This is a genomic window from Salmonella sp. SAL4457, assembly GCF_046548235.1.
Taxonomy (GTDB): Bacteria; Pseudomonadota; Gammaproteobacteria; order Enterobacterales; family Enterobacteriaceae; genus Salmonella; species Salmonella enterica.
Genome location: NZ_JBGDZO010000001.1, coordinates 881,194 through 901,182, shown reverse-complemented (window position 1 = coordinate 901,182; position 19,989 = coordinate 881,194). Strand labels below are relative to the sequence as shown.

Annotated in this window: 22 protein-coding genes and 2 tRNA genes; 16 read left to right on the top strand and 8 right to left on the bottom strand. The window is 48.0% G+C overall.

Features of this window, described 5'->3' with window-relative positions:
* Window positions 1-5 precede the first annotated feature (5 nt).
* From ACLJNW_RS04650 to ssaU, 13 genes are all read left to right on the top strand, one after another.
* On the top strand, window positions 6-554 hold the full coding sequence (locus tag ACLJNW_RS04650) for a type III secretion system domain-containing protein (RefSeq protein ID WP_001531605.1): 549 nt from the start codon (window positions 6-8) through the stop codon (window positions 552-554).
* A complete protein-coding gene (gene ssaK / locus ACLJNW_RS04645; protein WP_000011203.1) occupies window positions 551-1,225 on the top strand; it encodes an SPI-2 type III secretion system apparatus protein SsaK in 675 nt (224 codons plus the stop codon). The genes ACLJNW_RS04650 and ssaK overlap by 4 nt, the downstream gene beginning before the upstream one ends.
* Window positions 1,191-2,207: an SPI-2 type III secretion system apparatus protein SsaL gene (gene ssaL, locus ACLJNW_RS04640; RefSeq protein ID WP_000238880.1), complete on the top strand. Its 1,017-nt coding sequence runs from the start codon at window positions 1,191-1,193 to the stop codon at window positions 2,205-2,207. The genes ssaK and ssaL overlap by 35 nt, the downstream gene beginning before the upstream one ends.
* Window positions 2,208-2,264: 57 nt before the next feature.
* Window positions 2,265-2,633, top strand: a complete 369-nt coding sequence (ssaM, locus tag ACLJNW_RS04635) for an SPI-2 type III secretion system apparatus protein SsaM (protein WP_000383702.1) — start codon at window positions 2,265-2,267, stop codon at window positions 2,631-2,633.
* On the top strand, window positions 2,618-4,663 hold the full coding sequence (gene ssaV / locus ACLJNW_RS04630) for an SPI-2 type III secretion system apparatus protein SsaV (protein ID WP_001258231.1): 2,046 nt from the start codon (window positions 2,618-2,620) through the stop codon (window positions 4,661-4,663). The genes ssaM and ssaV overlap by 16 nt, the downstream gene beginning before the upstream one ends.
* The gene (gene ssaN, locus ACLJNW_RS04625) at window positions 4,653-5,954 is read left to right on the top strand and encodes a SctN family type III secretion system ATPase SsaN (RefSeq protein ID WP_000787216.1); all 1,302 of its coding nucleotides are present in this window, start codon (window positions 4,653-4,655) and stop codon (window positions 5,952-5,954) included. The genes ssaV and ssaN overlap by 11 nt, the downstream gene beginning before the upstream one ends.
* A gap of 2 nt (window positions 5,955-5,956) precedes the next feature.
* Window positions 5,957-6,334, top strand: a complete 378-nt coding sequence (gene ssaO / locus ACLJNW_RS04620; protein WP_000449089.1) for an SPI-2 type III secretion system apparatus protein SsaO — start codon at window positions 5,957-5,959, stop codon at window positions 6,332-6,334.
* Complete coding sequence (ssaP, locus tag ACLJNW_RS04615; protein WP_001223304.1) at window positions 6,315-6,689, top strand: SPI-2 type III secretion system apparatus protein SsaP; 375 nt, start codon at window positions 6,315-6,317, stop codon at window positions 6,687-6,689. Before ssaO ends, ssaP begins: the two co-directional genes overlap by 20 nt.
* Window positions 6,670-7,638 carry an SPI-2 type III secretion system cytoplasmic ring protein SsaQ gene (ssaQ, locus tag ACLJNW_RS04610; protein WP_000944195.1) on the top strand — a complete coding sequence of 323 codons (969 nt, stop codon included), beginning with the start codon at window positions 6,670-6,672 and terminating at the stop codon, window positions 7,636-7,638. Before ssaP ends, ssaQ begins: the two co-directional genes overlap by 20 nt.
* 67 nt (window positions 7,639-7,705) lie before the next feature.
* Window positions 7,706-8,353, top strand: coding sequence for an SPI-2 type III secretion system export apparatus protein SsaR (ssaR, locus tag ACLJNW_RS04605; protein ID WP_000056367.1), 648 nt, complete (start codon window positions 7,706-7,708; stop codon window positions 8,351-8,353).
* Window positions 8,350-8,616: an SPI-2 type III secretion system apparatus protein SsaS gene (gene ssas, locus ACLJNW_RS04600; RefSeq protein WP_000999982.1), complete on the top strand. Its 267-nt coding sequence runs from the start codon at window positions 8,350-8,352 to the stop codon at window positions 8,614-8,616. Before ssaR ends, ssas begins: the two co-directional genes overlap by 4 nt.
* Window positions 8,617-9,396, top strand: a complete 780-nt coding sequence (ssaT, locus tag ACLJNW_RS04595; protein WP_000068760.1) for an SPI-2 type III secretion system apparatus protein SsaT — start codon at window positions 8,617-8,619, stop codon at window positions 9,394-9,396.
* Window positions 9,393-10,451: an SPI-2 type III secretion system apparatus protein SsaU gene (gene ssaU, locus ACLJNW_RS04590; protein WP_001291716.1), complete on the top strand. Its 1,059-nt coding sequence runs from the start codon at window positions 9,393-9,395 to the stop codon at window positions 10,449-10,451. Before ssaT ends, ssaU begins: the two co-directional genes overlap by 4 nt.
* A gap of 157 nt (window positions 10,452-10,608) precedes the next feature.
* Here ssaU and ACLJNW_RS04585 read toward each other — a convergent pair.
* The 3 genes from ACLJNW_RS04585 to mdtK form a co-directional block, all read right to left on the bottom strand.
* Window positions 10,609-10,685 (bottom strand) — tRNA-Val (locus ACLJNW_RS04585).
* Between the two features lie 10 nt (window positions 10,686-10,695).
* Window positions 10,696-10,772: transfer RNA gene (locus ACLJNW_RS04580), tRNA-Val, on the bottom strand.
* A gap of 151 nt (window positions 10,773-10,923) precedes the next feature.
* Window positions 10,924-12,297 carry a multidrug efflux MATE transporter MdtK gene (mdtK, locus tag ACLJNW_RS04575; RefSeq protein ID WP_001175077.1) on the bottom strand — a complete coding sequence of 458 codons (1,374 nt, stop codon included), beginning with the start codon at window positions 12,295-12,297 and terminating at the stop codon, window positions 10,924-10,926.
* Between the two features lie 215 nt (window positions 12,298-12,512).
* Here mdtK and ACLJNW_RS04570 point away from each other — a divergent pair, with 215 nt between their 5' ends.
* Window positions 12,513-13,154, top strand: coding sequence for a riboflavin synthase (locus ACLJNW_RS04570; RefSeq protein WP_000493971.1), 642 nt, complete (start codon window positions 12,513-12,515; stop codon window positions 13,152-13,154).
* Window positions 13,155-13,195: 41 nt separating this feature from the next.
* On the opposite strand, the gene cfa is transcribed toward ACLJNW_RS04570, so the two are convergent.
* Together cfa and punC are read right to left on the bottom strand one after the other, a co-directional pair.
* The gene (cfa, locus tag ACLJNW_RS04565) at window positions 13,196-14,344 is read right to left on the bottom strand and encodes a cyclopropane fatty acyl phospholipid synthase (protein ID WP_000098879.1); all 1,149 of its coding nucleotides are present in this window, start codon (window positions 14,342-14,344) and stop codon (window positions 13,196-13,198) included.
* A 289-nt stretch (window positions 14,345-14,633) separates the two neighbouring features.
* Window positions 14,634-15,839 (bottom strand): purine nucleoside transporter PunC, encoded by a 1,206-nt coding sequence (gene punC / locus ACLJNW_RS04560; protein WP_001182315.1) that lies wholly within the window; start codon window positions 15,837-15,839, stop codon window positions 14,634-14,636.
* A 112-nt stretch (window positions 15,840-15,951) separates the two neighbouring features.
* Between punC and punR the strand changes: the two genes are divergently transcribed.
* Window positions 15,952-16,884, top strand: coding sequence for a DNA-binding transcriptional activator PunR (gene punR / locus ACLJNW_RS04555; RefSeq protein ID WP_024154578.1), 933 nt, complete (start codon window positions 15,952-15,954; stop codon window positions 16,882-16,884).
* On the opposite strand, the gene purR is transcribed toward punR, so the two are convergent.
* A complete protein-coding gene (gene purR / locus ACLJNW_RS04550; RefSeq protein WP_000190993.1) occupies window positions 16,881-17,906 on the bottom strand; it encodes an HTH-type transcriptional repressor PurR in 1,026 nt (341 codons plus the stop codon). The two genes, punR and purR, sit on opposite strands and share 4 nt — an antisense overlap.
* A 295-nt stretch (window positions 17,907-18,201) precedes the next feature.
* Here purR and ACLJNW_RS04545 point away from each other — a divergent pair, with 295 nt between their 5' ends.
* On the top strand, window positions 18,202-18,291 hold the full coding sequence (locus ACLJNW_RS04545) for a YnhF family membrane protein (RefSeq protein ID WP_000102277.1): 90 nt from the start codon (window positions 18,202-18,204) through the stop codon (window positions 18,289-18,291).
* 82 nt (window positions 18,292-18,373) lie between these two features.
* Here the strand turns inward: ACLJNW_RS04545 and sodB are convergent, their stop codons facing one another.
* Both sodB and ACLJNW_RS04535 read right to left on the bottom strand, forming a co-directional pair.
* Complete coding sequence (gene sodB, locus ACLJNW_RS04540; protein WP_000007300.1) at window positions 18,374-18,955, bottom strand: superoxide dismutase [Fe]; 582 nt, start codon at window positions 18,953-18,955, stop codon at window positions 18,374-18,376.
* A gap of 126 nt (window positions 18,956-19,081) precedes the next feature.
* Entirely contained in the window at window positions 19,082-19,903 is an 822-nt protein-coding gene (locus tag ACLJNW_RS04535) for a C40 family peptidase (RefSeq protein ID WP_001520344.1), read from the bottom strand.
* Window positions 19,904-19,989: the final 86 nt, after the last annotated feature.

Here is a 19,989-nt window from a genome sequence, read left to right as displayed (position 1 = left end):
CCGAGGTGTTGCAACTTTATCGTTATTTTTGGCAACCTGCTCGTTACGCTGTACCGGAATGGCTGGATAAGCTGGGTTTTCATCCTTCAAACTGCTGGCGTTATGGCGATCGGCCCGAGTTGGATCGTCTTCTTGACAGAGCGTTAAATAGACTAAGAGGAAGCTCTGTTATTCCAGCCTGTTTAAATGACAGGCAAAAACGGCAGGTTCGTCTTGCGCCGCGTATATCGGCATTTGCCTTTGGGCTGGGATTATTCAAACTCAGGTGTAGTGACTATTTTATGCTACCAGAGTATCGGCAATTGCTTCTACAGTGGTTTAGCGAGGATGAGATCTGGCAGCTATATGGTTGGTTGGGGCAAAGAGATGGCAAATTACTTCCTCCGCAAGTGATGCAACAAACTGCATTGCAGATCGGTACCGCCATTCTTAATCGGGAAGCGCATGACGATGCGGTTTTACATGCGCTATTAGTATTATTACCCCCTCCGCAGCGTATACTTTGGCCGAAGACTTCTCTTACCGAGATTATCTTCATGGAGCATTTGCTATGAGTTTTACTTCACTTCCTCTGACGGAAATTAACCATAAGCTACCCGCTCGAAATATTATTGAGTCACAGTGGATAACATTACAATTAACTTTATTTGCGCAAGAGCAACAAGCTAAGAGAGTTTCACATGCTATTGTGAGCTCCGCTTACCGTAAGGCTGAAAAAATCATCCGAGACGCCTATCGTTATCAGCGTGAACAGAAAGTTGAGCAGCAACAAGAACTAGCGTGCTTGCGTAAAAATACGCTGGAAAAAATGGAAGTGGAATGGCTGGAACAGCATGTAAAACATTTACAAGAAGATGAAAATCAATTTCGTTCATTGGTCGATCACGCAGCGCATCATATTAAAAATAGTATAGAACAGGTTCTGTTGGCCTGGTTCGACCAACAGTCGGTAGACAGTGTTATGTGCCATCGTCTGGCACGCCAGGCCACGGCTATGGCGGAAGAGGGAGCGCTTTATTTGCGTATTCATCCTGAAAAAGAGGCATTGATGCGTGAAACTTTTGGCAAGCGGTTTACGTTGATTATCGAGCCTGGTTTCTCTCCCGATCAGGCTGAACTTTCCTCAACACGATATGCCGTTGAGTTTTCACTTTCTCGTCATTTCAACGCGTTACTGAAATGGTTACGTAATGGTGAAGATAAAAGAGGTAGCGATGAATATTAAAATTAATGAGATAAAAATGACGCCCCCTACAGCATTTACCCCTGGCCAGGTTATAGAGGAACAAGAGGTTATTTCGCCTTCAATGTTAGCTCTCCAGGAGTTACAGGAAACGACGGGGGCAGCGCTCTATGAGACGATGGAAGAAATAGGAATGGCGCTGAGTGGTAAACTGCGCGAAAGTAATAAATTCACTGATGCTGAGAAACTGGAGCGCAGGCAGCAGGCTTTGCTGCGTTTGATAAAACAAATACAGGAGGATAATGGGGCAGCGTTGCGTCCGCTTACCGAAGAGAATAGTGATCCTGATTTACAGAATGCGTATCAAATTATCGCTCTTGCAATGGCGCTTACTGCCGGCGGGTTGTCAAAAAAGAAAAAACGCGATTTGCAATCGCAACTGGATACGCTTACAGCGGAGGAGGGATGGGAACTTGCCGTTTTTAGTTTACTGGAACTTGGCGAAGTGGATACCGCTACGCTGTCCTCGCTGAAGCGTTTTATGCAACAGGCGATAGACAACGATGAAATGCCCTTATCGCAGTGGTTCAGACGCGTGGCAGACTGGCCGGATCGCTGTGAACGGGTCCGTATTTTGCTAAGAGCAATAGCCTTTGAACTTAGCATATGCATCGAACCCTCGGAGCAAAGTCGTTTGGCCGCAGCATTAGTACGTTTGCGTCGTTTGCTGTTATTCCTTGGCCTTGAAAAAGAGTGCCAGCGTGAGGAGTGGATTTGCCAGTTGCCGCCTAATACATTACTGCCGCTACTACTCGATATTATTTGTGAGCGCTGGCTTTTCAGTGATTGGTTGCTTGATAGACTTACCGCTATAGTTTCTTCATCGAAGATGTTCAATCGGTTACTCCAACAACTTGATGCGCAGTTTATGCTGATACCCGATAACTGTTTTAACGACGAAGATCAACGTGAACAAATTCTCGAAACGCTTCGTGAAGTAAAGATAAATCAGGTTTTATTCTGATACCTGGCTTTCAATATTTAGGTAAATTGGCTTTCTGGCTCATCATGAGGCGTCAGGATGGATTGGGATCTCATTACTGAACGTAATATTCAGCTTTTTATTCAATTAGCAGGATTAGCTGAACGGCCTTTAGCGACCAATATGTTCTGGCGGCAAGGACAATATGAAACCTATCTAAACTATCATAACGGTCGTATTCACTTATGTCAGATACTCAAGCAAACCTTCTTAGACGAAGAACTGCTTTTTAAAGCGTTGGCTAACTGGAAACCCGCAGCGTTCCAGGGTATTCCTCAACGATTATTTTTGTTGCGCGATGGGCTTGCAATGAGTTGTTCTCCACCTCTTTCCAGCTCCGCCGAGCTCTGGTTACGATTACATCATCGACAAATAAAATTTCTGGAGTCGCAATGCGTTCATGGTTAGGTGAGGGAGTCAGGGCGCAACAGTGGCTCAGTGTATGCGCGGGTCGGCAGGATATGGTTCTGGCGACGGTGTTATTAATCGCTATTGTGATGATGCTGTTACCTTTGCCGACCTGGATGGTTGATATCCTGATTACTATCAACCTTATGTTTTCAGTGATCCTGCTCTTAATTGCTATTTATCTTAGTGACCCTCTCGATTTATCGGTATTTCCGTCTTTATTACTTATTACTACATTATATCGTTTGTCACTCACAATCAGCACATCACGGCTGGTACTGTTACAACATAATGCCGGTAATATTGTGGATGCTTTCGGTAAGTTTGTCGTAGGAGGAAATCTCACCGTTGGGTTGGTCGTATTTACCATCATTACTATCGTGCAATTTATTGTCATTACAAAAGGTATCGAGAGGGTGGCGGAAGTTAGCGCACGTTTCTCGCTTGATGGGATGCCAGGCAAACAAATGAGTATCGATGGCGATTTGCGTGCCGGAGTTATCGATGCAGACCATGCCCGTACATTAAGACAGCATGTCCAGCAGGAAAGCCGTTTTCTCGGTGCGATGGACGGTGCGATGAAATTTGTTAAAGGCGATACGATTGCCGGTATTATTGTTGTTCTGGTGAACATTATCGGCGGTATCATTATCGCTATCGTACAATATGATATGTCGATGAGTGAGGCTGTTCACACTTATAGCGTACTGTCAATCGGAGATGGTTTATGTGGGCAAATTCCATCGCTGCTGATTTCCCTTAGCGCGGGAATTATTGTCACCCGTGTCCCGGGTGAGAAACGCCAGAACCTGGCGACAGAGTTGAGTTCTCAAATTGCCAGACAACCTCAGTCGCTCATATTAACCGCTGTGGTTTTAATGCTCCTCGCTTTAATTCCTGGCTTTCCTTTTATCACTCTCGCTTTCTTTTCAGCGTTGTTAGCATTGCCAATTATCCTCATTCGCCGCAAAAAGTCTGTGGTTTCCGCAAATGGCGTCGAAGCACCGGAAAAAGATAGTATGGTTCCCGGCGCATGTCCTCTAATCTTACGTCTTAGCCCGACGTTACATTCTGCCGACCTGATTCGTGATATTGACGCCATGAGATGGTTTTTATTTGAGGATACCGGCGTCCCTCTCCCTGAGGTGAATATTGAGGTTTTGCCTGAACCCACCGAAAAATTGACGGTACTGCTATATCAGGAACCCGTATTTAGTTTATCTATTCCCGCTCAGGCGGATTATTTATTGATAGGCGCGGACGCTAGTGTGGTGGGTGACAGCCAGACGTTACCGAACGGGATGGGGCAGATCTGTTGGCTTACAAAAGACATGGCCCATAAGGCGCAAGGTTTTGGACTGGACGTTTTCGCGGGCAGCCAACGTATCTCTGCCTTATTAAAATGTGTCCTGCTTCGGCATATGGGAGAGTTTATTGGTGTTCAGGAAACGCGTTATCTAATGAATGCGATGGAAAAAAACTACTCTGAGCTGGTGAAAGAGCTTCAGCGCCAGTTACCCATTAATAAAATCGCTGAAACTTTGCAACGGCTTGTATCAGAGCGGGTTTCTATTAGAGATTTACGTCTTATTTTCGGCACCTTAATTGACTGGGCGCCACGTGAAAAAGATGTCCTGATGTTGACAGAATATGTCCGTATCGCGCTTCGTCGTCATATTCTGCGTCGTCTTAATCCGGAAGGAAAACCGCTGCCGATTTTGCGGATCGGCGAAGGTATTGAAAACCTCGTGCGTGAATCCATTCGCCAGACGGCAATGGGGACCTATACTGCGCTGTCGTCTCGTCATAAGACGCAGATCCTGCAACTTATCGAGCAGGCGCTGAAGCAGTCAGCCAAATTATTCATTGTCACTTCTGTCGACACCCGACGTTTCTTGCGAAAAATTACAGAAGCCACCTTGTTCGACGTACCGATTTTGTCATGGCAGGAATTAGGAGAGGAGAGCCTTATACAAGTGGTAGAAAGTATTGACCTTAGCGAAGAGGAGTTGGCGGACAATGAAGAATGAATTGATGCAACGTCTGAGGCTGAAATATCCGCCCCCCGATGGTTATTGTCGATGGGGCCGAATTCAGGATGTCAGCGCAACGTTGTTAAATGCGTGGTTGCCTGGGGTATTTATGGGCGAGTTGTGCTGTATAAAGCCTGGAGAAGAACTTGCTGAAGTCGTGGGGATTAATGGCAGCAAAGCTTTGCTATCTCCTTTTACGAGTACAATCGGGCTTCACTGCGGGCAGCAAGTGATGGCCTTAAGGCGACGCCATCAGGTTCCCGTGGGCGAAGCGTTATTAGGGCGAGTTATTGATGGCTTTGGTCGTCCCCTTGATGGCCGCGAACTGCCCGACGTCTGCTGGAAAGACTATGATGCAATGCCTCCTCCCGCAATGGTTCGACAGCCTATCACTCAACCATTAATGACGGGGATTCGCGCTATTGATAGCGTTGCGACCTGTGGCGAAGGGCAACGAGTGGGTATTTTTTCTGCTCCTGGCGTGGGGAAAAGCACGCTTCTGGCGATGCTGTGTAATGCGCCAGACGCAGACAGCAATGTTCTGGTGTTAATTGGTGAACGTGGACGAGAAGTCCGCGAGTTCATCGATTTTACACTGTCTGAAGAGACCCGAAAACGTTGTGTCATTGTTGTCGCAACCTCTGACAGACCCGCCTTAGAGCGCGTGAGGGCGCTGTTTGTGGCCACCACGATAGCAGAATTTTTTCGCGATAATGGAAAGCGAGTCGTCTTGCTTGCCGACTCACTGACGCGTTATGCCAGGGCCGCACGGGAAATCGCTCTGGCCGCCGGAGAGACCGCGGTTTCTGGAGAATATCCGCCAGGCGTATTTAGTGCATTGCCACGACTTTTAGAACGTACAGGAATGGGGGAAAAAGGCAGTATTACCGCATTTTATACGGTACTGGTGGAAGGCGATGATATGAATGAGCCGTTGGCGGATGAAGTCCGTTCACTACTTGATGGACATATTGTGCTATCCCGGCGGCTTGCAGAGAGGGGGCATTATCCTGCCATTGACGTGCTGGCAACGCTCAGCCGCGTTTTTCCAGTCGTTACCAGCCATGAGCATCGTCAACTGGCGGCGATATTGCGGCGGCGCCTGGCGCTTTACCAGGAGGTTGAACTGTTAATACGCATTGGGGAATACCAGCGAGGAGTTGATACTGATACTGACAAAGCCATTGATACCTATCCGGATATTTGCACATTTTTGCGACAAAGTAAGGATGAAGTATGCGGACCCGAGCTACTTATAGAAAAATTACACCAAATACTCACCGAGTGATCATGGAAACTTTGCTGGAGATAATCGCGCGGCGTGAAAAGCAATTACGCGGCAAGCTTACCGTACTTGATCAGCAGCAACAGGCGATTATTACGGAACAGCAGATTTGCCAGACGCGCGCTTTAGCAGTGTCTACCAGACTGAAAGAATTAATGGGCTGGCAAGGTACGTTATCTTGTCATTTATTGTTGGATAAGAAACAACAAATGGCCGGGTTATTCACTCAGGCGCAGAGCTTTTTGACGCAACGGCAGCAGTTAGAGAATCAGTATCAGCAGCTTGTCTCCCGGCGAAGCGAATTACAGAAGAATTTTAATGCGCTTATGAAAAAGAAAGAAAAAATTACTATGGTATTAAGCGATGCGTATTACCAAAGTTGAGGGAAGTCTTGGGTTGCCATGCCAGTCTTATCAGGATGATAACGAGGCGGAGGCGGAACGTATGGACTTTGAACAACTCATGCACCAGGCATTACCCATTGGTGAGAATAATCCTCCTGCAGCATTGAATAAGAACGTGGTTTTCACGCAACGTTATCGTGTTAGTGGCGGTTATCTTGACGGTGTAGAGTGTGAAGTCTGTGAATCAGGGGGGCTAATCCAGTTAAGAATCAATGTCCCTCATCATGAAATTTACCGTTCGATGAAAGCGCTAAAGCAGTGGCTGGAGTCTCAGTTGCTGCATATGGGGTATATAATTTCCCTGGAGATATTCTATGTTAAGAATAGCGAATGAAGAGCGTCCGTGGGTGGAGATACTTCCAACGCAAGGCGCTACCATTGGTGAGCTGACATTGAGTATGCAACAATATCCAGTACAGCAAGGGACATTATTTACCATAAATTATCATAATGAGCTGGGTAGGGTGTGGATTGCAGAACAATGCTGGCAGCGCTGGTGTGAAGGGCTAATTGGCACCGCTAATCGATCGGTTATCGATCCTGAATTGCTATATGGAATAGCTGAATGGGGGCTGGCGCCGTTATTGCAAGCCAGTGATGCAACCCTCTGTCAGAACGAGCCGCCAACATCCTGCAGTAATCTACCACATCAGCTAGCGTTGCATATTAAATGGACAGTTGAAGAACATGAGTTCCATAGCATTATTTTTACATGGCCAACGGGTTTTTTGCGCAATATAGTCGGAGAGCTTTCTGCTGAGCGACAACAGATTTATCCTGCCCCTCCTGTAGTAGTCCCTGTATATTTAGGCTGGTGCCAGCTTACGTTAATTGAACTTGAGTCTATCGAAATCGGCATGGGCGTTCGGATTCATTGCTTTGGCGACATCAGACTCGGTTTTTTTGCTATTCAACTACCTGGGGGGATCTACGCGAGGGTGTTGCTGACAGAGGATAACACGATGAAATTTGATGAATTAGTCCAGGATATCGAAACGCTACTTGCGTCAGGGAGTCCAATGTCAAAGAGTGACGGAACATCTTCAGTAGAACTTGAGCAGATACCACAACAGGTGCTCTTTGAGATCGGACGTGCGAGTCTGGAAATTGGACAATTACGACAACTTAAAACGGGGGACGTTTTGCCTGTAGGTGGATGTTTTGCGCCAGAGGTGACGATAAGAGTAAATGACCGTATTATTGGGCAAGGTGAGTTGATTGCCTGTGGCAATGAATTTATGGTGCGTATTACACGTTGGTATCTTTGCAAAAATACAGCGTAAACCTGATAAGAAAAATAATATGCAAACAATATAATAGCGTTCCAGGTCGTGTCATGAGAGATACAGTATGTCTTTACCCGATTCGCCTTTGCAACTGATTGGTATATTGTTTCTGCTTTCAATACTGCCTCTCATTATCGTCATGGGAACCTCTTTCCTTAAACTGGCGGTGGTATTTTCGATTTTACGAAATGCTCTGGGTATTCAACAAGTTCCCCCAAATATCGCACTGTATGGCCTCGCACTTGTACTTTCCTTATTCATTATGGGGCCGACGCTATTAGCGGTAAAAGAGCGCTGGCATCCGGTTCAGGTCGCTGGCGCTCCTTTCTGGACGTCTGAGTGGGACAGTAAAGCATTAGCGCCTTATCGACAGTTTTTGCAAAAAAACTCTGAAGAGAAGGAAGCCAATTATTTTCGGAATTTGATAAAACGAACCTGGCCTGAAGACATAAAAAGAAAGATAAAACCTGATTCTTTGCTCATATTAATTCCGGCATTTACGGTGAGTCAGTTAACGCAGGCATTTCGGATTGGATTACTTATTTATCTTCCCTTTCTGGCTATTGACCTGCTTATTTCAAATATACTGCTGGCTATGGGGATGATGATGGTGTCGCCGATGACCATTTCATTACCGTTTAAGCTGCTAATATTTTTACTGGCAGGCGGTTGGGATCTGACACTGGCGCAATTGGTACAGAGCTTTTCATGAATGATTCTGAATTGACGCAATTTGTAACGCAACTTTTATGGATCGTCCTTTTTACGTCTATGCCGGTGGTGTTGGTGGCATCGGTAGTTGGTGTCATCGTAAGCCTTGTTCAGGCCTTGACTCAAATACAGGACCAAACGCTACAGTTCATGATTAAATTATTGGCAATTGCAATAACCTTAATGGTCAGCTACCCATGGCTTAGCGGTATCCTGTTGAATTATACCCGGCAGATAATGTTACGAATTGGAGAGCATGGTTGAATGGCACAACAGGTAAATGAGTGGCTTATTGCATTGGCTGTGGCTTTTATTCGACCATTAAGCCTTTCTTTATTACTTCCCCTATTAAAAAGTGGCAGTTTAGGGGCCGCTCTTTTACGTAATGGCGTGCTTATGTCACTTACCTTTCCCATATTACCAATCATTTACCAGCAGAAGATTATGATGCATATTGGTAAAGATTACAGTTGGTTAGGGTTAGTCACCGGAGAGGTGATTATTGGTTTTTTAATTGGGTTTTGTGCGGCGGTTCCCTTTTGGGCCGTTGATATGGCGGGGTTTCTGCTTGATACTTTACGTGGCGCGACAATGGGTACGATATTCAATTCTACAATAGAAGCTGAAACCTCACTTTTTGGCTTGCTTTTCAGCCAGTTCTTGTGTGTTATTTTCTTTATAAGCGGCGGCATGGAGTTTATATTAAACATTCTGTATGAGTCATATCAATATTTACCACCAGGGCGTACTTTATTATTTGACCAGCAGTTTTTAAAATATATCCAGGCAGAGTGGAGAACGCTTTATCAATTATGTATCAGCTTCTCTCTTCCTGCCATAATATGTATGGTATTAGCCGATCTGGCTTTAGGTCTTTTAAATCGGTCGGCACAACAATTGAATGTGTTTTTCTTCTCAATGCCGCTCAAAAGTATATTGGTTCTACTGACGCTCCTGATCTCATTCCCTTATGCTCTTCATCACTATTTGGTTGAAAGCGATAAATTTTATATTTATCTAAAAGACTGGTTTCCATCTGTATGAGCGAGAAAACAGAACAGCCTACAGAAAAGAAATTACGTGATGGCCGTAAGGAAGGGCAGGTTGTCAAAAGTATTGAAATAACATCATTATTTCAGCTGATTGCGCTTTATTTGTATTTTCATTTCTTTACTGAAAAGATGATTTTGATACTGATTGAGTCAATAACTTTCACATTACAATTAGTAAATAAACCATTTTCTTATGCATTAACGCAATTGAGTCATGCTTTAATAGAGTCACTGACTTCTGCACTGCTGTTTCTGGGCGCTGGGGTAATAGTTGCTACTGTGGGTAGCGTGTTTCTTCAGGTGGGGGTGGTTATTGCCAGCAAGGCCATTGGTTTTAAAAGCGAGCATATAAATCCGGTAAGTAATTTTAAGCAGATATTCTCTTTACATAGCGTAGTAGAATTATGTAAATCCAGCCTAAAAGTTATCATGCTATCTCTTATCTTTGCCTTTTTCTTTTATTATTATGCCAGTACTTTTCGGGCGCTACCGTACTGTGGGTTAGCCTGTGGCGTGCTTGTGGTTTCTTCTTTAATAAAATGGTTATGGGTAGGGGTGATGGTTTTTTATATCGTCGTTGGCATACTGGACTATTCTTTTCAATATTATAAGATTAGAAAAGATCTAAAAATGAGTAAAGATGACGTAAAACAGGAGCATAAAGATCTGGAGGGCGACCCTCAAATGAAGACGCGGCGTCGGGAAATGCAGAGTGAAATACAAAGTGGGAGTTTAGCTCAATCTGTTAAACAATCTGTTGCGGTAGTGCGTAATCCAACGCATATTGCGGTTTGTCTTGGCTATCATCCCACCGATATGCCAATACCACGCGTCCTGGAAAAAGGCAGTGATGCTCAAGCTAACTATATTGTTAACATCGCTGAACGCAACTGCATCCCCGTTGTTGAAAATGTTGAGCTGGCCCGCTCATTATTTTTTGAAGTGGAACGCGGAGATAAAATTCCTGAAACGTTATTTGAACCCGTTGCAGCCTTGTTACGTATGGTGATGAAGATAGATTATGCGCATTCTACCGAAACACCATAAATGCTTTTGGTATGCTTCTTCAGGCCACTGCGAAGGTTAAGAGGGTAATAGCGTATAGAGCAGTGCTTGACGATAAAGGTGAGAGACTGAAAATAATCGCTTTTAGCCTGGCACAAGCACCAGATAGCGTATTATAAAATTAAACAAGATAATGGATTGGTGCGTCTGAATGGACTCGAACCATCGACCCCCACCATGTCAAGGTGGTGCTCTAACCAACTGAGCTACAGACGCATTAAAATGATGGTGCGTTCAATTGGACTCGAACCAACGACCCCCACCATGTCAAGGTGGTGCTCTAACCAACTGAGCTATGAACGCAACGTTGTAGGTGACAACGGGGACGAATATTAGCGTCACAACCGCAATGAGGCAAGAGGGAAATCGCAATTTTCTTCCTGAAATCACCTGATTGCGGTGGAAATATGCAACATGTCGAGAAAATAGCCGCCATGCGACGGCTATCGTCGTATTATCGCGCAGCGCGCTGCAAAATGATGGCGGACGGCTGACGTTGTAGATAGCGCATCCGTAGCATCATTAACACCGCCGCCGAGGTCAGGCCGATGATGAACCCCATCCAGAAGCCTGCCGGTCCCATACGATCCACCACCAAATCCGTTAACGCCAGGATATAACCGCTGGGTAAACCTAACACCCAGTAGGCGGTAAAGGTGATAAAAAAGATGGAACGCGTATCTTTATAACCGCGCAGAATACCGCTGCCGATAACCTGTATAGAGTCGGAAATCTGGTAAACCGCAGCGAGCAGCATTAATTGCGCGGCAAGCGCCACGACCTCAGGGTTGTCATTGTAGAGCAAAGCAATATGCTTACGCAGAGTAACGGTAAAAATAGCGGTAACCACAGCCATACAAATGCCGACGCCTAAACCGGTACGCGCTGCGGTTTGCGCATCCAGCGTTGAGCCCTGGCCCAGACGATAACCCACTCGAATCGTTACCGCCGCAGCCAGCGACATCGGCAGTACGAACATCAGCGAGCTAAAGTTAAGCGCAATCTGATGACCGGCGACATCCACAATACCTAATGGCGAAACCAGCAGCGCAACGACCGCAAATAACGTCACTTCAAAGAACAGCGCCAGCGCAATCGGCAACCCCAGTTGAATCAGGCGCTTCATGACGACGCTATCAGGTTTGCCAAAGCCTTTTTCATTACGAATATCACGCATTGAACGCGCGTGTTTAATGTAAGAAAGCATGGCGATAAACATCACCCAATAGACCGCCGCAGTCGCAACGCCGCAGCCGATACCGCCGAGTTCCGGCATACCAAAATGGCCATAGATAAAAATATAGTTCACCGGAATATTCACCAGCAGGCCCAAAAATCCCATCACCATACCCGGTTTGGTTTTGGCCAGACCTTCGCACTGGTTTCGCGCTACCTGAAAGAAAAGGTATCCTGGCGCGCCCCACAGCAGCGCGCGAAGATAACCCACGGCTTTATCGGCCAGCGCCGGATCAATATTATGCATAGAGCGGATAATGTATCCGGCATTCCACAGGACGATCATCACCAGCACGGAGACAAAGCCCGCCAGCCAGAACCCTTGTCGAACCTGATGCGCGATACGCTCACGACGGCCGGAGCCATTGAGTTGCGCAATCACAGGCGTCAAGGCCAGCAGTAAGCCGTGACCAAACAAAATGGCGGGAAGCCAGATAGAGGTGCCGATAGCGACGGCAGCCATGTCCGTAGCGCTATAGCCTCCCGCCATGACGGTATCGACGAATCCCATTGCGGTCTGTGCCACTTGCGCAAGGATCACCGGTATCGCTAACGCTAATAACTGACGCGCTTCACTGGTATACTTCTGCACGTATTCACCTTTTATTTTGTTGTTATATGAAAGACTAAAAAGCCGCCGTAGTGGCAGCCAAAAGAAATAGCAGGGGAAATTTCAGTCTATTGTAGCGGGGTATTACTATTTCTCCAGTGAAAAAACAGTTGTTAACGGCGCATTGCTGGCAAGCTGTTTTTCCACCTGCTATTGTGCTGAACAGTTCTGCTTTTATTTTTTCAGGAGTTGAAGATATGTTTACGGGGATCGTGCAGGGTACCGCGAAACTGGTATCGATTGATGAAAAACCCAACTTTCGCACCCATGTGGTGACGTTACCGGACTACATGCTGGAGGGGCTGGAGACGGGGGCGTCGGTAGCGCATAACGGATGCTGTTTGACGGTGACTGAAATAAACGGTAACCAGATAAGTTTTGATCTGATGAAAGAAACGTTGCGCATCACCAATCTGGGCGCGTTGAGGGTAGGTGATGAGGTCAACGTAGAGCGCGCCGCCAAATTCAGCGATGAAATCGGTGGTCATCTGATGTCGGGGCATATTATTACGACGGCGGAGATCGCGAAAATCCTGACCTCCGAAAATAACCATCAGGTGTGGTTTAAAGTGCAGGATGCGTCCCTGATGAAGTATATCCTGTACAAAGGCTTTATCGGCGTCGACGGCATCAGTTTGACCGTCGGCGAGGTAACGCCAACGCGCTTCTGCGTGCATCTCATTCCGGAAACGTTGGAACGTACTACGCTTGGCAGAAAAAAACTGGGTGAGCGTGTGAATATCGAGATCGATCCGCAAACGCAGGCGGTTGTCGATACCGTAGAACGCGTACTGGCTGCGCGAGAAAATGCGGTCAGAAATCAGGCCGACATTGGCTAACGGAAAATAAGATTCCCCCGCATGAAATGCGGGGGAGATGATTAGCGAGGAACGCGCAGTCCGTTTTCAACGCCGCGCGTAAATACCACCTGCCAAAGCTGGATATCACGCGCGCGAAACGCACCCGCGCAGGCGTTGAGATAATAGCTGAACATACGTTTAAAGCGCTCGTTATAATTGCCCGCAATCTCTGGCCAGGCATTGATAAAGCGCTCATGCCACGCCATCAGAGTCGTGTCATAGTCGGCGCCAAAGTTATGCCAGTCTTCCATTACAAAGTGTGATTCGCTGGCCTCGGCGATTTGACGAACAGACGGCAAACAACCGTTGGGGAAAATATACTTATTGATCCACGGATCGACATTATGATCGGTTTTTTTAGAACCAATAGTATGGAGCAGGAAAAGACCATCCGGTTTTAAATTCCTGTCAACGACCTCAAAATAGGTGTTGTAGTTTTTTGGCCCGACATGTTCGAACATGCCGACGGAGACGATTCGGTCAAACTGATCGTTAAGGTCGCGATAATCTTCCAGGAGAATGGAGACATCCAGACCTTCGCAACGCGTCTGCGCCATTTTTTGTTGTTCAGCGGAGATCGTTACGCCCACCACGCTAACGCCATAATGGGTCGCCATATATTGCGACAGACCGCCCCAGCCGCAGCCGATATCCAGCACACGCATCCCCGGTTGTAGCTGTAGCTTTTCGCAAATTAATTTCAGCTTGGCTTGCTGTGCCGCTTCCAGCGTATCGGCATCTTTCCAGTAGGCGCAAGAATATTGCATATAGGGATCGAGCATACGGGAAAAAAGGTCATTACCAAGATCGTAATGTTCCTTGCCGACAATCCAGGCGCGTTTTTTACTTTGTAGATTAATCAGACGCGCGCCGAGGATACGGAGCGTATCTTTAACATGGTGGGGGAGTTGATTTTCAAGACCGGCACGTAAGACTTTGCTGAAGAAAATATCCAGACGCTCGCATTCCCACCAGCCATCCATGTAACTCTCACCTAACCCCAACGATCCTTCCTGAAGGACGCGTTTAAAAAAATCGGGATTCTTAACACGAATGTCAGACGGGGCGGAACCATTAATTGTAATATCCGCGCGACTTAACAATTCGTTGGCGATTCGGTACCAGTTATCATCCGGTACGCTGACTTCTTCTATACACGATGAACTCATAGTTTCTCCATCACTGGACGGTGATCAGAACCTTAAAACAGCGTAGACGCTTTTTTGGCTTTGTGAGAAATCCCACGGGCAATTCCGTGAGCCAGTTATCCGACGTAGAACAGAGGAAGGGAGGAGCCCTTGCCGAAAAGGCCATCCATGGTGAATCGGGAACGCTCCGGTTCCCGTTAATGCCTAATAATTATCGTAATATAAACAACCGGGAATCAGTATAGGCCGCAATTTTTGATGATTCAACCGAAAATTGTTAGCGTGCTAATTACCAGCGGTTAACAAGTGTTTAGTGAGACTTGTCGTGGGCGACATTGGCATGGGGAAATTCGGCCTCAGCGCAATCTGCATGAGACTGCATTTTGTAACCTAACGCCGCCAGAACAACGGTAGAGAGCATTACGCTGGTGGTGGTCAGCAGCGGCGTGCTGATGAGCCATGAAACCACCAGGCTTGCCAGGAAACATAACCCCAGTTGCAGCGTATTTTGTAGCGCCGCAGCGCGCCCCGTGGCTTGAGGGAAAGGGCGTAACGCTTGCGCGACGACGATAGGGTAGATGGCGCCATTAGCAATCGCCATTACGCAGAAAGGAATCAGGATCTCCACCAGTGAGGCATTATTCAGAAGGCCCGCTCCCCATGTGGCGATAACGCTCAGCGCGTACAGCCCTAGCAGCCACGGAAGCAATTGGTAGCCCTGCCATTTTTGTAGCGCCGCGCGGCAACCATATCCGCCAATCAGAAAAGCGATGGTTTGCGGAACATAGCTCAGGCCAATCACTGCCGGGCTGTAACCCATCGCGCTGAGAATAAACGGGGACCCTGTTAGCCACGCAAAAAAGCTGGCGGAACAGGCGGCATAAATCAGCACATTACCGCGATAGGTTTTAGAGCGTAACAACGTCGCGAAAGTGAGTTTATCCTGTCCTTCGGTACGCGCTTTTACCGATGGTTTTAAACGCAGCGCCGGCAACATCAGCAACAACGTAATCACGAACAGGGTGGCGAAAATCGCCTGCCATGAGAAATGCGTCAGTATCCAGCTTCCCAGTAAGGGCGCAAGTGCCGGGGATAAGCCCACCAGTGGCATGATAGTGGCGAAGATACGATTAATTTTTTGCGAAGGATAATAATCGGTCACCAGCGCTTGCCAGATTACCGTTGCCGCACAAACGCCGACGGCCTGCACAAAGCGCAGCGTCAGCAGTGCTGCCGCGCTTTCTACCCACAGCATCCCCAGACTTCCGAGTGCAAAGATAGATAACCCCAGCAGTAAAATCGGTTTACGGCCATAACGATCCGATAGCGGTCCCCAAAGTAGTTGCGCGACGGCAAAGCCAGCTAAAAACAGGCTGAGGCTGGCGCTGACCGCGGCGGCAGGCGTTTGTAAATCCGCCTGTATGGCGGCAAACGCGGGCAGGTACATGTCCGTAGCCAGAAATCCCAGCACGCTAAGACCGGCTAACCAGACTAAAAAACCTTTTCCAGGTTGCATATTTGTTTCTCTTTCTTATCAGACAGACATTGTCGCAGAGTGTAGGGAGTGAAATTACGGTTGTGAAACGTTAATATTTGTCCAGTGAATTCAAAATTTTTGTAGGCAAATTATGTGGTCGGAATACTCGCTTGAAGTGGTTGACGCCGTAGCGCGCAATGGCAGTTTTAGCGCGGCGGCGCAGGAACTGCACCGTGTGCCTTCAGCAGTCAGTTACACCGTTCGTCAGTTAGAGGAGTGGCTGGCCGTACCGCTTTTTGTACGACGTCACCGTGATGTTGAACTGACGCCTGCTGGCGTCTGGTTTTTAAAAGAAGGGCGTTCTGTTATCAAAAAAATGCAGATCACTCGCCAACAGTGTCAGCAAATTGCTAATGGCTGGCGCGGGCAGTTAGCTATTGCGGTGGACAATATCGTCAGACCAGAACGTACCCGGCAGATGATCGTCGATTTCTATCGCCATTTTGACGATGTGGAACTGCTGGTTTTTCAGGAGGTGTTTAACGGCGTCTGGGACGCGCTCTCCGACGGGCGTGTCGAACTGGCGATTGGGGCGACGCAGGCGATTCCGGTAGGGGGGCGTTACGCTTTTCGGGATATGGGGACCCTGAGCTGGAGCTGTGTAGTGGCAAGCGATCATCCGCTGGCGTCAATGCCTGGGCCGTTAAGCGATGATACCCTGCGCAACTGGCCGTCGCTGGTCAGGGAAGACACTTCGCGAACCTTACCGAAACGGATTACCTGGCTGCTGGATAACCAAAAAAGGGTCGTCGTACCGGACTGGGAGTCATCGGCAACCTGCCTGTCGGCAGGATTATGCGTGGGAATGGTGCCGACGCATTTTGCCCGACAGTGGATAGACAGCGGAAAATGGGTGGCGCTGATGTTAGAGAATCCGTTTCCCGATGCGGCCTGTTGCGTGACGTGGCAGCAAAACGAGGCCTCGCCCGCGCTGGCATGGCTGCTGGACTATTTGGGCGATAGCGAAACGTTGAATCGGGAGTGGCTGCGGGAGCCAGAAGAGGCTCCCGACAGCGGGGATTAACGCCGATAGTCGCGGAACGGGCCGTCAGCGACCGAGCGACGCTCAACCAGGCGTGGATGAACTTCAATAGACTGTGACTCTTCACGCTTATTGACGATGCGATCCAATAGCATATTAAATGCGGTTTCGCCTAAAGAGTCTTTGGGCTGGTGAATCGTCGTCAGCGCCGGGGTAAAGTAACGGGCGTTACGCACATTGTCATAACCGATCACCGAAACGTCCTGCGGTACGCGAAGCCCCATTTCGTCAGCCGCGCAAAGCGCGCCCATCGCCATAATATCGCCGCCGCAGAAAACGGCGGTAGGGCGATGTGACTGCGATAAAATTTGCTGCATCGCGTGGTAACCGGATTCCGGCTCGAAGTCGCCCTGAACAATCCAGTTGTCCGGCACGTTGATCAGCGCCTCCTCCATGGCTTTCATAAAGCCTGCCAGCCGGCCCGCGCCGGTGTTGCGCTCCAGCGGGCCGGGAATAACGCCGATATCCCGGTGGCCGCGCTCAACCAGATAACGACCCGCCATATAGCCGCCTGCAAAGGCGTTATCAATCACCGTGTCGGTAAAATCGGCCTTCGCCTCGCCCCAGTCCATCACCACCATCGGAATATGGCGATACTCTTCCAGCATGGAAAGCAGAGGTTCTGGATACTCAGAACACATCACCAGCAGGCCATCCACGCGCTTTTGCGCCATCATGGACAGGTAGGCGCGCTGTTTTTCCAGGTTATTCCAGGCGTTGCCTAAAATCAGCGTATAGCCTTTCTGGAAACAGTTTTTTTCAACCGCCTCGATAATTTCGGCAAAATAGGCCGCTTCGCTGCTGGTCGCCAGTAAGCCTATCGACTTGGTATGGTTAACCTTCAGGCTACGCGCGACGGCGCTGGGAGAGTAGTGCAGCTCTTTAATTGCCGCCCAGACCGCGTTACGCGTTTCTTCAGCGACAAAACGCGTTTTGTTGATTACGTGTGATACAGTTGTAGTGGAAACGTTTGCTCGTTTCGCTACATCTTTAATTGTTGCCATTACATTTCACTCCAGACCCTCGCTAAGCTCCTGAGAAACGCCAGGTAAACGTTTGCCTACACACACCCTAATCGCAACATCAGGGTTGCGGCACGCCGGAAAAACGACACGGAACGTCAGGAAGGGGTCAATGGCCGTTACGCTAATTCAGTAAGCCTGGAATTTTGTCTGATCTTGAGGAAAAGGGGAAGCGTTAAAAACAGTTATCAATATAAAACATGAGAGATTTTTGTGCGGGAATGTGCAAAAATGCGCTATATCACTTTTTGTGTGGGAATAAAAAGGAGAAAACTTGATGAGTACCGACCTGAAATTTTCGTTGATTACTACGCTGATTGTTCTGGGCGTGATTGTCGCAGGTGGATTAACGGCCGCTCTGCACTGATTTCCTCTCTTCTGAGGGTGGGCGTCTCCTCTATTCTATCCCTCTCTAAAACGCAGAAGGCGTACCTTCTGCGTACTCAGACTTATGCGGCGAGATTTTTCGCAACAAATTCCCAGTTAACCAGCGCCCAGAAATGCTCCAGATAGTTTGGACGGGCGTTGCGGTAGTCGATGTAATACGCGTGTTCCCACACATCAACCGTCAGCAACGGCGTTGCATCCGTAGTCAGCGGCGTACCGGCATTTGAGGTAGAAACGATAGCCAGTTTGCCATCAGCGCTTTTTACCAGCCATGTCCATCCGGAACCAAAGTTTTTGATAGCGGCATCGGTGAACTGCGCTTTAAATTCCGCGAAGCTGCCAAAAGATGCCGCGATAGCTTCAGCCAGTTTCCCGGTCGGTTCGCCGCCAGCATTTGGCGCCAGGCAGTTCCAGTAGAAGGTGTGGTTCCACACCTGAGCGGCGTTATTAAAGATGCCGCCTTCGGAAGTGCGCACGATCTCTTCCAGCGATTTGCCTTCAAACGCCGTGCCTTTGATCAAATTGTTAAGATTGGTCACGTAAGTCTGATGATGTTTGCCATAGTGATATTCCAGCGTCTCAGCAGAAATATGCGGCGCCAGAGCATCTTTGGCATACGGTAATGCAGGTAATTCGAACGACATTGCTTCTCTCCTTATTATTAATATTGCGCACGCACAATACCCCTGGTGCGCGTAAGGATAGGGTAGCAAATTGAGCGGTGGCGCAAAAGAAGAAGTTATCCTGTCGTTAAACGACAGGATAAAATATTAGCGAATTGTTTTAGGCGTCATCACCCGGCGGGCGCCGACATAATGACGTTGCCAGTACTCTTCGTTCAGTGAGGTGATCTTAATTTCCTGACCGCTGCGCGGGGACTGAATAAACTTACCGTTGCCGACATAGACGCCAACGTGATCGGCGGTGCCGCGCCCCTGCGTACGAAAGAACACCAGATCGCCGTTTTTCAACTCGCTACGCTCAATGGGCGCCGCGTCACGCAGGTGATACATCTCATTCGCCGTTCGGGGGATACGGATCTTCACTAAATCTTTATAGGCATAATAAACCAGACCGCTGCAATCAAAACCGGTGCGCGGCGACGCGCCTCCCCAGTGATACGGTTTACCAATCTGATTCATGAGTTTGGACATCGCGGTTTTCGTCGCTTTTTGTACTTTTGCACGATGCGCATCGGCAATAGAGACCGGCAATGTTCCTTTCCCCTTCACGCAGTGCGGCTTACGGCCTTTACGCGTCGTGCATTTTTCCGTTACGTCGAGGGCGGCGATTGACGTGGGCGCGGTTCTGTTACGACGATGCGTCGTATGACGAGATTTCGTGGAGGCGGTGGTACGTTTTGGCGTAGAAGCGGAAGAAGAACGGCTGGTTTTTGAGGTTTTTTTTACGTTTTTTTTGCTGGTTTTACTGATTTTTTTCGTTGTGCTTTTCTTTTTATCTGCCGTTTTCGTGACATGAGAAACAGCAGGCGTCGCTTTGGCTTGCCTGGAAGCATGGGCCATTGGCGTAAAGGGGAGAGTAGTAAAAAGTAAAGCACAGAGCGTGATCGAGATTTTGTTTATCCGCGCCACTGAGCAATCCTCTGTTAAAGGCAGGCGATTCATGCCTGCGTATGATTTACAAAACCTGATAATTCTAATCTACAAAAGCACAGATT

Coding starts and splice junctions, on each gene's coding strand:
- ACLJNW_RS04570 (WP_000493971.1), top strand. CDS start 12,513: ATGTTTACGGGGATCGTGCAGGGTACCGCGAAACTGGTATCGATTGAT.
- sodB (WP_000007300.1), bottom strand. CDS start 18,955: ATGTCGTTCGAATTACCTGCATTACCGTATGCCAAAGATGCTCTGGCG.
- ssas (WP_000999982.1), top strand. CDS start 8,350: ATGAATGATTCTGAATTGACGCAATTTGTAACGCAACTTTTATGGATC.
- ssaU (WP_001291716.1), top strand. CDS start 9,393: ATGAGCGAGAAAACAGAACAGCCTACAGAAAAGAAATTACGTGATGGC.
- ssaT (WP_000068760.1), top strand. CDS start 8,617: ATGGCACAACAGGTAAATGAGTGGCTTATTGCATTGGCTGTGGCTTTT.
- punC (WP_001182315.1), bottom strand. CDS start 15,839: ATGCAACCTGGAAAAGGTTTTTTAGTCTGGTTAGCCGGTCTTAGCGTG.
- ssaP (WP_001223304.1), top strand. CDS start 6,315: ATGCGTATTACCAAAGTTGAGGGAAGTCTTGGGTTGCCATGCCAGTCT.
- ssaV (WP_001258231.1), top strand. CDS start 2,618: ATGCGTTCATGGTTAGGTGAGGGAGTCAGGGCGCAACAGTGGCTCAGT.
- ssaL (WP_000238880.1), top strand. CDS start 1,191: ATGGTGAAGATAAAAGAGGTAGCGATGAATATTAAAATTAATGAGATA.
- cfa (WP_000098879.1), bottom strand. CDS start 14,344: ATGAGTTCATCGTGTATAGAAGAAGTCAGCGTACCGGATGATAACTGG.
- purR (WP_000190993.1), bottom strand. CDS start 17,906: ATGGCAACAATTAAAGATGTAGCGAAACGAGCAAACGTTTCCACTACA.
- ACLJNW_RS04545 (WP_000102277.1), top strand. CDS start 18,202: ATGAGTACCGACCTGAAATTTTCGTTGATTACTACGCTGATTGTTCTG.
- ssaM (WP_000383702.1), top strand. CDS start 2,265: ATGGATTGGGATCTCATTACTGAACGTAATATTCAGCTTTTTATTCAA.
- ssaR (WP_000056367.1), top strand. CDS start 7,706: ATGTCTTTACCCGATTCGCCTTTGCAACTGATTGGTATATTGTTTCTG.
- ssaQ (WP_000944195.1), top strand. CDS start 6,670: ATGTTAAGAATAGCGAATGAAGAGCGTCCGTGGGTGGAGATACTTCCA.
- punR (WP_024154578.1), top strand. CDS start 15,952: ATGTGGTCGGAATACTCGCTTGAAGTGGTTGACGCCGTAGCGCGCAAT.
- ssaO (WP_000449089.1), top strand. CDS start 5,957: ATGGAAACTTTGCTGGAGATAATCGCGCGGCGTGAAAAGCAATTACGC.
- ssaN (WP_000787216.1), top strand. CDS start 4,653: ATGAAGAATGAATTGATGCAACGTCTGAGGCTGAAATATCCGCCCCCC.
- ssaK (WP_000011203.1), top strand. CDS start 551: ATGAGTTTTACTTCACTTCCTCTGACGGAAATTAACCATAAGCTACCC.